The organism is Massilia sp. YIM B02443 (assembly GCF_030411955.1).
In the GTDB taxonomy this organism is placed as follows: Bacteria; Pseudomonadota; Gammaproteobacteria; order Burkholderiales; family Burkholderiaceae_D; genus Telluria.
This window is the reverse complement of the sequence record NZ_JASNRA010000010.1, coordinates 144,920-156,043: the sequence shown is the minus strand read 5'-3', so window position 1 is coordinate 156,043 and position 11,124 is coordinate 144,920. Positions and strand designations below refer to the sequence as shown.

Annotated in this window: 10 protein-coding genes; 1 reads left to right on the top strand and 9 read right to left on the bottom strand. The window is 59.4% G+C overall.

Going from position 1 to position 11,124, the window contains the following annotated elements:
• Window positions 1-13 precede the first annotated feature (13 nt).
• A complete protein-coding gene (locus QPK27_RS12620; protein ID WP_290418595.1) occupies window positions 14-469 on the top strand; it encodes a DUF971 domain-containing protein in 456 nt (151 codons plus the stop codon).
• Between the two features lie 42 nt (window positions 470-511).
• Here the strand turns inward: QPK27_RS12620 and QPK27_RS12615 are convergent, their stop codons facing one another.
• The 9 genes from QPK27_RS12615 to QPK27_RS12575 form a co-directional block, all read right to left on the bottom strand.
• Complete coding sequence (locus QPK27_RS12615; RefSeq protein ID WP_290418594.1) at window positions 512-775, bottom strand: PAAR domain-containing protein; 264 nt, start codon at window positions 773-775, stop codon at window positions 512-514.
• A gap of 58 nt (window positions 776-833) precedes the next feature.
• Window positions 834-2,303 carry a hypothetical protein gene (locus QPK27_RS12610; RefSeq protein WP_290418593.1) on the bottom strand — a complete coding sequence of 490 codons (1,470 nt, stop codon included), beginning with the start codon at window positions 2,301-2,303 and terminating at the stop codon, window positions 834-836.
• A 17-nt stretch (window positions 2,304-2,320) separates the two neighbouring features.
• Entirely contained in the window at window positions 2,321-4,495 is a 2,175-nt protein-coding gene (locus QPK27_RS12605) for a DUF3274 domain-containing protein (RefSeq protein ID WP_290418592.1), read from the bottom strand.
• 20 nt (window positions 4,496-4,515) lie between these two features.
• Window positions 4,516-7,236, bottom strand: coding sequence for a type VI secretion system Vgr family protein (locus QPK27_RS12600; protein ID WP_290418591.1), 2,721 nt, complete (start codon window positions 7,234-7,236; stop codon window positions 4,516-4,518).
• 193 nt (window positions 7,237-7,429) lie between these two features.
• A complete protein-coding gene (locus QPK27_RS12595) occupies window positions 7,430-7,636 on the bottom strand; it encodes a cold-shock protein (protein WP_208277203.1) in 207 nt (68 codons plus the stop codon).
• Between the two features lie 203 nt (window positions 7,637-7,839).
• The gene (locus QPK27_RS12590; protein WP_290418590.1) at window positions 7,840-9,399 is read right to left on the bottom strand and encodes a hypothetical protein; all 1,560 of its coding nucleotides are present in this window, start codon (window positions 9,397-9,399) and stop codon (window positions 7,840-7,842) included.
• A 30-nt stretch (window positions 9,400-9,429) separates the two neighbouring features.
• Window positions 9,430-9,960, bottom strand: coding sequence for a hypothetical protein (locus QPK27_RS12585; RefSeq protein ID WP_290418589.1), 531 nt, complete (start codon window positions 9,958-9,960; stop codon window positions 9,430-9,432).
• Between the two features lie 11 nt (window positions 9,961-9,971).
• Window positions 9,972-10,649: a C39 family peptidase gene (locus QPK27_RS12580; RefSeq protein WP_290418588.1), complete on the bottom strand. Its 678-nt coding sequence runs from the start codon at window positions 10,647-10,649 to the stop codon at window positions 9,972-9,974.
• 2 nt (window positions 10,650-10,651) lie between these two features.
• On the bottom strand, window positions 10,652-11,050 hold the full coding sequence (locus tag QPK27_RS12575; protein ID WP_290418587.1) for a hypothetical protein: 399 nt from the start codon (window positions 11,048-11,050) through the stop codon (window positions 10,652-10,654).
• Window positions 11,051-11,124 lie beyond the last annotated feature (74 nt).

Here is an 11,124-nt window from a genome sequence, read left to right as displayed (position 1 = left end):
CAAAGAAGTCATCATGCCAAATCCAACCGAACTGACCCTCCACCAGAAGTCGCGCGTGCTCGACATCGCCTACGACGACGGCAACGCCTTCTCGATTCCATTCGAACTGATGCGCGTGTACTCGCCATCGGCCGAAGTCAAAGGCCACGGCCCTGGCCAGGAAGTGCTGCAAGTGGGCAAACGCGAAGTCGGCATCAACGACGTCGAGCAGGTCGGAAACTACGCGATCAAGCCGGTGTTCACCGACGGCCACGACACCGGTATCTTCAGTTGGGATTATCTGTACGAGCTGGGCCGCAGCCAGGAGTCGCTGTGGCAGCAGTACCTGGGTCGCCTGCAGGCCGCCGGCTTCGACGAAGCCACCGGCCGCGCGCCGGATACGCTGCTGCCGGAAGTGGCGGCGGCCAGGGCTGCCAAGTCGGGCGGCGGTGGCGGCGGTTGCGGGTCGGGCAGCTGCGGCTGCAAGTAAGTTTCACATGATGCGCCGCTCGCCCCGAGCGGCGCAGCGCGCCTAGCCGCGCCCACTGTTCGGTACAGTGGAGATCAATTTTGCGCCACAGCTCGTGGCGTGACCTTCGAAGGCAACCGGTACTCCGTCGATCAGCACCTTGGGGTCGCCTTCTGCAATCACGCATGTTTGATGCCCTTTGATCGGGCAGAAGCAGCGGTCACCCTTGCGCGCTACGGCGACGCCCATTGCCGTGCTGTTGGGCGCGGCGGCGGTGACCTTGCCGCCGTGGGTGGTGGGGTCGCCTAATCGGATGACGCGCTTCATTGTTAGTCTCCTGTGATTCGAGGTGAGATCAGCTGCCGTCTAGCAGCGAAAGGCGTCCTTATCTCGAATAGCCCTGCTCGTCCGGCGGCGCATCATGCCGTATGCCCCACCAAGTCAAATAAGTGTAATTGCCACTTCGTGCCCGAAACCAGGGTTCATCCGGCTTGATTGGGCGGACCACCGCGGGTGGCAGGACGACCGTTGCCGTCGGCTGAGCCTCGTCGCTGGTTCCTGCTACCAATACGTTCTTGCCGAAGTGATTAGCGTAGGCAATGGCGAGGGCGACGTTAGTGAGCGCGGTACCGGCTCCCATTTCACCCAACACGGCAGAGGTATTGAACGTCTGCTTCATGAAATCGAGCTCGGGAATTTCCTCGGTCACGGTACGGGCGAGGTTGGCCAGTCGATCGGATGATTTTGGGTGGACAGTGTTCGCGTCATGGATCAGGAACCCGATGTCCGCTGGCTTTTTGCCGGCATTCAGCGCAGCTTCGTTGAAAACAGTTTTCCATGCCTGTGCCGATTGGGACGGCAGGTTTGAACCCGATTCGAATGCGCTGACGTCAGTCTTAGCAGGATGGGAAAGCCACGCCAGTGCTGCGCGTTCGGTTTTGTAATCGGGACCGGCAAGCACGAGCAAGACAATGTTTTCGTTAAGTTTTCCGCTTTTGGGAAAGCTTGGCGCATCCCAGTTCATTACCCATACGGTTTTTGATGGGTTTTCTTCAAGATATTTGAGTCCACGTGCAAGTGATGTGAAGCCAGCGTTGGTGTCTCCCATTGTAAGACGAATGTCCGGAGGTATATTGTGTGTCCATGACTTAGGAAAATGTGGGTTGCCGATATCGAAACTCCCGACGATCATTTCCTCAATAATCTCTGTGGCTTCACTTTCTGTTATCTTCCCATGAGGAAGAGCATGCTCGACGCGAATCCCTGCTAGTTCTCGGCGTGACGTCTTATCTTTGATGGAATGAGCATTGTAAAAATATTTGGGATCGCTGAAGTAAATGTCTCTAAAGGGAGATATTGCTGCATGTATGTATTTCCAAAAAAATCCTTTGAAATTTTCGTCTCCCAGGTTGGCGGCAATAGCAAGAACCGGTTGAACGGAAGTGAATAGCTCCGGTTCAGACTTTACCATATCGTCATTCTTATTAGGGTGTGCGAGTCCCATCGTCCAAAGTAATTGCCATTCGGTGGAGTAATCTTTTCTTTGTAGCGGATTGAGCCATTGCAGCCCTACTACTTGCGCTATATATGGTTTCTTTGAGGTCGGCAAAGCTTTAGCGGGTTCCTCTACAATCGATTTTGTCGTGGAAGAAGCTGCTGTTGATATCGAAAAGAATGACAGTGCAACCATCGCAGGAATCAAAAATGTTCGAATCATGATATCTCCGTTGGTAAATCGCAGTGATGAGCTGGATTCAGTGTGCCACATTATCCAGAGTGAAATAATTAAAGTTAGAAAAAATAGACAAATACTATAAGTAAGGCGCAACCAAAGACTCGCAATAATCGTTTTCATATGGATGATCGATTGGTTTAGAAAATCAATTTTCGTTTATCTATGATCTTAGATGGCATTCCGCCTTCACCAGTTTTTGACCACTCGGCAACCGATACTTTATTAACGACTCCTCGTTCAAAATATTCAGGAAAGATGCTCTCCGTCTTGTCTTTGCTAAGTCCTTTGAGAAGTCGCCAGTCGGCAGCAATTCGAAACTCCAAAAAATCTTCCTGCTTGATATTGCATACCCCGATTGCCATGTCATATGCCAAAGCCATCCGGGCATGTTCGCCATTGGTCATGATCGTTGAATGATCGGTCGCATGGGTATCGATGCATTCCGCCAGACTATCCTTGATTTTTTGGGTTCGCCATTTCGTGTAGTTGGCGTCAGCAGTTTTTGGGCGGTCCTCCATTCCGACGTCATCTGACGTTTTGTAGAGCCCCTCACGTTTCGCCTCCATTCGCAGCATGGCGTGGTGCTCATACAGCAGCGATGCTTCGGTTTCGGCATTGCCTGCCGCAGCATCAGTGTTTTTGAGCCCGGATCCTTCGGTCGCATGCTCTGGCATTTTCCGATCGCCCGCGTATGGAGAGCCAACATCGCGCGTCTGGTTTTTGTCGCGGTATTCCCCTGGCGCGTCCATGCCCTGGTCGAAATGTTTACTGGCTGTTCCAAAGCGTACCGCTTGCGGCTTGAATGGCACTGGCAGTTCTGGAGCGAACAAAGGTGTTTTCCATGTCTTGGGGGGCAGGGCATTGATGGGCTCCTTGTACAGACTGGTCGCGACGATCATGAACGGTGCCATCGAGAAGGTCAGGATTTTTCCAAGGGCAGTGGGATTGGCATCAATCCCTTTCGATAGGGAATAGCATGCGTCCTGGGAGTGAGGAAACCAGAAATCCTTGCTTCCGGGCTTGGGTTTTTTGTGGTGGTTGTCCCAGAAGTCGTAGATACCCTTGCTGCCAACGTCAAAACCTTGAGCAAACACCCGCTGCGAAAAAACGCCTGCTCCACCTGCAGCATCGATCTCTTCTTTGCTGAGACCACGCCAGCCGATGCCTTGGATGGTGGTCGATGAAATGACCTTATCGTGGGGATTGAAGTACAGGGTGACACGACCGTGAGTCGATTTCGTAGGGCCGTAGCCGTAACTTTCGCGGTCTGTCTTGGCATCGAAACCGTGTACTTCGTTTTTCATGGCTTCGTCGATGCTCTCAGGCGACTGTTGCGTACCTGCTTGCTGTTTAACGATGTCAAAGAAAGCGCGCAGAGTACCGAGCCTGGCTTCTACTGTCTGACGCCCATTATTTCCCTCGGCGTCTTCCATGCCGCGTTCTGTCCAGGCCTGTTTGAAGTTGCTTTCGACCAAGCTATATGGAGGGTTGCACAGCACGTAGTTGTCGGCGACACATCTGCCGGATTGTCCCCTTGGGTCAGTGACGGAAGCCAGGCGTTCACCAAGGAAGGCAGCTGCCATGCCGATCATATTGCCTTGGCTGTGGCAGACAATCGTGATGGGAACGTCGGCCTGTTTTTTGCGGATCGATTCGACCAGTTTGGCAAGGCGCAATGCGGCCAGCACGAAGTACGGGCGCGGGGGACAGGAATATACCTTGCGGTCAGGAGTGGGATTCAGGTGCTGCACATGCATCCACAGGAACAGCCGGCTTGTCAGGCCATCGCCCCAGAGATCGGCCAGTGCCGTGCAGCCATTGGCGAACGGACCACCACCCCAGTAACGATGCTCGTTCAGGTAGATTCCGTCGCTATAGGCTTGCAGTTCTTCGGCGCTTGCCTTGTACCCCCAGCGAAACTGGATGACTGGCGAAAAATTCTCCGTTGGCTCAATGAAATTGGTTGCGCCCATCTTTGGATTGACGAAACCGTCGGGAGTAAGCTCAGGAAAATATTTCACTGGCGTCAAAGTTCCACCTGCCGCCGTTGCGTGAAACAGATGTTCCTTGCATCGCTTCAGGCGCTCATTGAGCCCCTCGCACAAACCTTCTTCCGTTGTCTTATACCATTCGCCATCCGAATTCACACCATGAACGAAGATCACGATGCCGGGCAATGGTAACTGCGTGAATACATCGAGAGGCTTTAATGTAACGAATACCGTCCCGCATCCGGAACCCAGTACACAATTGGCCGGATCGTCGAGCGGGCTGGATGCGATTTCGCCGCGTTCAGAAGAAAAAGGTAGCATGATGTCGTCGTGGGTTGGCGTTACTTCAGCGGTTTATAAAAAGTAGCCTTCAACTGCTGCAAGTGATCGGCGGTGATCTTTTCAGCTTCACCAGCGCCGTTGGTCTGGCCCGAAACAGGGCTATCTCCCGAACGTTCCACATGCACCTTCATCCCTTCCACCGGCTTGCCATCGGTCGCTCGCAACAGCCGTGGAATGCGGCCGAATTCGCCGGCGCTGAAGGTCGGCAATTCGGTCTTGCCGCTGGCCGGTCCATTCCAATGGTGTCCGTCGGTCTTGATCGTCATCGCCCCCGGCCCGCCGATTTCGACGGCGCCGCCTTTGAGCTTGAGGTAAGCGCCGCCGCTGACGATCAGCGTGATTTCGTCCTCGGCCATGAACACCATGCGCTTGCCTGCCGTGACCTTCAAATCCTTGGCCGCATCGATGCCCATGTCGTCATGCTGGCTTTGCATCACAAACTTTCCCTTGTGCGCCACCTGGGTGATGCCATCCATGTGAGAAAACAGCGAGATGCCCTTGCCGGCATTCAGATTGAAGCGCGCTCCACTGGTCAGCTGCAAGTGCTGCTGCGCCACCGAATCGATATTGACGCCCGCGTAGCTGACCAGGGTTTTCGGCGTGCTGAAGGCGACCCCGGACGGTGCCGTCACGCTTAGCGTAGGTTCGTCATTTTCATCGCTGTTTTTAGCTCCGCCGGAAGCGTCGAGATGGGATTTCAGCTCTTCTTGCGACGCCGGATCGACCGCTAACGCCTGATGTTCGGCCGCGTACTGCCCGAGCGACTTGAACAGGTCGAGGCAATCCTGCATCAGCGCCAGGTGTTCGTCGCCGCTCAGTTGCGTGCCGCAGGCGTCGAGCCGCTTCCATGCCGAAATCAGAAGCGACTTCGCCGTGCGAATCGCGCCGCTGTCGTTCGTCGCCAGTTCGAAGCCGGCGCCGCGCGCGTTAGCCTTGCCATCGCAGCGAGGATGGGTGAGATAGCCGAGATTAAGCTGGCTCTGGCCGTGTGCGCTGGCCAGCTGGACGCTGATTTGCCCGGGCGTGTCGTCGAGGCGCAGCTGGTTGTAACGCCCGGCGCGTCCTTCCTTGCTGACGATGCCCGATAAATATTTGTCTCCGGGCAGACGGCTGCGGCGATTGAATGAAGGCGGCGGGTTCAAGCCGCCATGAGCGCGGCCAATAATCAACGGTTGGTCCGGATCTCCCCCAACGAAGTCGCACAAAACCTGATGGCCGACACGCGGCAGGGAGATCGACCCATACTGCGCACCGGCCCAGGGATTTGCCACCTGCACCCACGCCGAATCCCGGTCGGAGTCCGATGCGCCTGCACCCTGGGCGTGCTCATGATCTTCTTCACGGCAGCCGGGAAAGCGGATCTTGACCCGCCCGAATTCATCGCAATGGATTTCTTCATTCACCGGCCCTACCACGGTCACATACTGCAGTGTGGTGCGCGGCAGGTCGATGCGGGGATCGTAGGCCGGCACGATCGGAATGCCGCGCCGCACGCAGGTAAATCGGTTGGTATAGCGCACGCCGCGCTCGGCGCTGGCCTGTTGCAGGCTGGTGCTGCCTTTGTGCCAATGGTTCAGCGCGAACAGACGGCGCACGCGTTCGTCCAGGGCTTTCGGCAGATTGTTCTCGGCCTCGACATGCAATTCGACGACCACGAATTCGCGCTCGCTGGCAGTGTGCGAGTCGAGCTCGGGGTGGCCGGCAATGCCGTTCCACTGGCCGACGCACATATTGCGGTCGCTTCCTTCGCCGTGAAAATACTTGGCTTCGTATTCATGACGCTGGATCCGGGAGCGTCCTAGGTCGAGGTAATCGGCGCTGTTGCTGCCTGCATGCGGCGCATCGATCAGATAATCGTCCAGGCCGGCAGTGAGGCGATTGCCGAACGTCCCTTGATCGTTCAATCCGGTTTCATGGCTCATGATCATCCGGGCTTGCGCGACATCCCAGCTGCGGCGTGTGACGACGCCGCTCGTCAGCGTGCGAACGGCATGCCATGCGGTGATCGTGTCGCGGGTTTCGGTGGCGTCGTCCCGATGGAAGCGGATCGTGCCCGCCACGTTCTTTTTCAATCCCCATGCATCGTCGAACAAGACCAGCGTATGCACCGGCGGGCGGTCGCTGTTCGCTTCGATCGACGAGCCGGCCTGGACGAACCAGGCAATGCCGCGCCGTTTCCACAGCCTGCGCAGGAAGGCGGCGGTCGACTCGTTGAGTTGCATGGTGAAGTCGCGCGCCGGATAGGTTTTGAGATGCCGGAGGTCGTATTCGAATACGGTGGCGGCGACAGGATTGGCGACACGCCACTCCTTGAGGAGGATGGCGGTGATGTCGACTTCATTCAGGTTAAGGAAAACCCGGGTATTGCAGGTCTTGTCGAGCAGCGCAAAGGCGTCGCGTACGGTCAGCTGATAAGTCGCCAGGCCGCCATCGCTCTGTCCTTCCGCAGCTTCGGCGACAATGCCGCATACAGAGCGCAGGTCGCCGGTGTCGGTCACGAACTGCAGTTCGACAGGATTGGCGACGAATTCCTTGAGCGGCATGCCGACGCGGGTCGCGACGCACAGGAGGTGATACTCGATCCCTCCGCACATCGTTTCGGTTCCACTGACATGCTTGACCAGCAAGACGTCTTCGCTGACGCCGGACTGGTTCCAGATTCGCAGGCGGAGCGGTCGATTGCTATCGGTGAGGATGGCGGCAGGCACGGAAGCATTCATTCGCAGGGTCCTTGAGTGGCGCCAGTCGCTGCAGGCGCATGTTGACATTCAAAAACCCGTCAAGTGTGACCAATTCCTCCAGCTCAAGTGATGCGATCGCGCAAGTACCGATATTGCTGCCGTAAACGACAAAGAGCACGTCCGCGGACGTGCTCTTTTCGTTTATGTCCCGCCAATCAGGCGGACAGCGACATTACGCTTGCGGCTGGATGTTGGCAGCCTGCTTGCCTTTCGGGCCAGCGGTGATGTCGAAGGTCACGCGCTGGTTTTCCTGCAGCGACTTGAAACCGGTGGCGTTGATCGCCGAGAAGTGCGCGAAGACGTCTTCGCCGCCGCCGTCAGGAGTGATGAAGCCGAAACCTTTAGCGTCGTTGAACCATTTGACAATGCCAGTCGCCATGTTAATTCCCTCAAATTTTTAAGTTGTCTCTGTGATGCTTCGCAGGCGAATCGGAGGACTGGACCAGCGAAACACTCAACGTTGCGAATCTGATTATAGAGATAATCCATAAAATTTCAGCAAGATTTTGCAATCGTGCGAAGTTTTTTTACAACGCTTTCCAGGCTTATCCCGGCCGCATGCCAACTGCGGCCGGGAGGTCGTCAGAACGTCATCGGCAGGCGCACCGTCAGCGTCACGTCCGGCGTGTCGCGGGTGACGCCGGCGCCCACCGCGATGTTCAGCGAACGCTGCGGACTGAGGCGGTACGAGTAGCCCAGCAGCAGGGTGCCGAGCTGGGTGCGCACCGAGCCCGGCACGATGCTGCCGTTCTGGCGCATGCGCGCGATCGTGCTGTGGTCGTAGCCGAGGCTGAGCGAGGCCTTGTCGTTCAGCGCCAGGCCCATGCCGAAGTTAAAGCCGATCACATTGCCCGGCTCGAGCGTGCCGAGCGGCTCGCGCTCGCCGTTGCGCACCAGGCGCGTGACATCGTCGCGCTTGAAGTTGTGCAGGTAGCTCAGGTTGCCGAAGAAGACCGCCGGGTCGGACGGATACAGCCAGGTCAGGCTGCCCTGCAGCGAGTGGAAGCCCGAGCCGGTCGGCAGGCTCAGCGGCAGGCCGGTGCCGGTCACGTTTTCGCCGATGCAGCGGCGGTCGCAGTCGGTCACGACTTCGAACGGATCGCGCCCGGTGCGGCTCTTGTAGCGCAGGCCGGCGATGTAATAGCCCTTGTCGGCGCCGCCGTTGTTGAGCTGGTAGCGTCCGGCGACCTCGATGTCGCCCATCGCCTTGCCGGTGGTGTCGAACACGCGCTCGACCGCGGTGCCGGTGAACAGTTCGCGGCTGACCGTGGCGTCGGAACGGTACACGTACGGCACCTTGACCTCGACTTCCATCCGGTTGGAGAGGCCGGTGCGGCCGGTGATCGAGGTGGTGAAGGTGTTGCGCTTGATTTCACGCACGTCCACCAGGCCGATCAGGAGCGCCGGGATCACGGTGTAGCCGACCAGCGCCACCCGGTTGCTAGACGAATAGCCGAACTGCGCGGCAGGCTCCACCACGTAGGTGCCGCGCGGCGTCAGCACGCCCGGCTGGTCGGTGATCGGGGCGATCTCGGGCGGCTTGTTGGGCTGCTGGTTGTTGTTCGCCTGCTGCGGTTGCTGGCCCTGCTGCGGCGGACGCTGCTGGGTCTGCGCCTGCTGTTGCGCCGCCGGCTGGGCCGGGGCAGGGGCGGGCACGGTCGGTTGATTCGGACGCTGCTGCGGCGGCACCGGAGCCGGCACGCCGGTCACGGCCGGCGGCAACTGCGGCGGCTGGGCCACCGGGGCCTGGCCGCTCATGTCGCCGCTCATGAAGCCGGCGCCGCCGGTGCCGCGCAGCTGCGACAGCGTGACGCCGTCGGCGCCTGCGGTCGGTATTGCGAACGGAGCGCCGTTCAGCGGTGTCGGATCGGTCAGCGGCACGTCCTGCTGCGCCAGTGCCGGCGCGGGCGCCAGGGCAGGGGCGGCCTGCATGCGCTGCAGCTGCGCGCGCTGCGCCTGCAGCTCTTCCACCAGCCGGTTGACCAATGCGCGCTGTTCGGCCAGCTCGTTCTTCAGCTGCGACAGTTCGTTCTTTTGTTCCTGAGCGCCGGAATCGGCCACAGGTTGCTGCGCAAGGACGGGCGGCGCCAGCAGGGCGGCCGCCAGGCCGGCGGCGCCAAGCCGCGCGACGTGTTGGTACATCCGGATTCTCCAGTGTGATAATTATTAATTTTACAAGTTTCCGGCAGAGCGCACGATTCCTTCACGAATCGTCGACTGGAAGTTCATGTCCTTCAGCAGCGACATGCTGTTGACGGTGGACGAGATGGTGGTCGCGGCGCGGATGTCCTGGCCGTCCAGGGTGTTCTGGAGCAGGGTCGCGCCATTGTTGAGGGCGATGTCGCTGGCCACGAAGTTGTTGCCGCCGAGCTGGATCAGCTTGGCCGAGCCGAGCGCATCCTGGGCCAGGCGCGCCTGGTCCGAGGTCATCGCCGCCAGGTCGGGAATCGAGATATTGGTGCGCGACAGCACCTCGCCGTTGACCGACACCACGCGCTCGATGCCGAGCGCGAGGTTGAGGCCGCCGGCGACTTCGAAGCCGCCGCGGGCGCCGTCCAGCGTGTCGGCCGCGACCGGTGCGCCGAAGGCGGACAGCGCGGTGTCGTCCAGCGCGGTATCCGACGCCTGCACTGGCAACGTGCCGAGCGCGGCAGCAAAGGCTGCGGCCAGTAGGGAGAGTCGTTTGAAAACGGTCCAGCGCATGGCGGTGTCCTTTAAAAATCGCCCGGGCCGAACTTCGGCAGCGAGGCGCTGAGCTGGTCCTGGTGCATCCCGGTGCCGAGCGGCGCGCGCGGGGCGCCGCGCCAGTCCTCGGGGGTGTTGAAGGCCACGCCGTCCTTGTGGCTGTGGATCACGAACAGCAGCTTGTTGCGCCAGATTTCCTGGAACCGTTCCATGCTCACCACGCGGTTGCCGGTGGACGGGTCGCCCAGCAGGATGCGGCCATCCTCGGATCCCTTGACCACCACGAAGTGATTGAAGCCGCGGTCGGTCACCAGCACGATGGCCGGAAGTTTTTCCTTGATCAGTTTTTCGATCGGCAGCTTGAAGCCGTCGGCGCGGAAACCGCGCGTGGCCAGGAAGCGCTGCATGTCCAGCATGGAAAAGCCTTCCTTGTGGATCTTGGCCTTGTCGCCGTTGGCGTACATCTGCTGGAACACGTCCTGTTCCGGGGTCGGGGTGGCGTAATGGTGCGAAAGCAGGGTGGCGACCGCCGCCGCGCCGCAGCTGTAGTCGTATTGCTGGCGCGTGGTGCGCTGGAATTTGATGTCCTTGAGGCTGGTCACCGGCACGTTGACGCGCGGGATGACGGCCAGGTCGAGCGCCGACGCCGTGACCGGCGCCAGCAGGAAGCCGCTTAGCAAAGCAGCAGACAAGAGGCTTCGTTTCATGCTTATTGCAGTTGCAGGTTGATGACGGTGGCGTTCTGGATCAGCACATTGGCGCCGCTGTTCTGGATCACGACCGGCAAGCCCGACGCGCCCGAGAACGAACCGTTGTCGATCACGTTGAAGCCGGTGGTGACGTTGTTGGCGACGTTGCTGCCGACCGTGCCGCTGAGGGTCGCCGATGCTTCGGTGAACACCGTGTCGGCGCCGCCGCGCAGCTCGCCCAGCGATGCGGTGTCGGCCGTCTTGCCCCAGCCGTCGGCCGGATCCGCATCCTTGCCCGGTGCGACCTGCACCGTGTCCAGGAAGCTCACGTTCACCGGCAGCTTGTCCGGTTCGCCGGCCTGGGCCGCGACCGGCAAGGCAACCAGCGCCGCCAGCAGGAGAGGGGTAATCCGTTTCATGATGCCTCGCTCGAAAAACCGCCACGCGTCGAATGGCGCGTGGCGGATTGATGCCTGGAGCCTCCGGCCAGGCG